Consider the following 229-nt stretch of genomic DNA (forward strand, 5'->3'; position numbering starts at 1 on the left):
GCGGTCAACAATTATTTCGAAGTCGGGAGTACGCGTAAGGCACGCTCCAATCGGTCGATCAGGTCTCGGGCCGCGCCGTCCGTGAGATAGGTAACGGCCGTTGACTTTCCTTCCACTCCGAACTGGATTTCCAGATGCACGATCGGCGTATCACAATCGTAGCGTTCGGCGCTAAACTTAAACTGGTTATGCTTCCACATAGCATAACCAAGACCGGCCTTGATTTCTC

Annotated in this window: 1 protein-coding gene; it reads right to left on the bottom strand. The window is 52.8% G+C overall.

Annotated elements, in window-relative coordinates:
* Positions 1 to 11: 11 nt before the first annotated feature.
* Positions 12 to 229 (bottom strand): hypothetical protein (locus AC1RPT_RS08320; protein ID WP_481763079.1); only part of this gene is annotated, 218 nt, incomplete at its 5' end.

It is taken from the genome of Dellaglioa sp. CoH-56-MRSF-11, assembly GCF_056782135.1.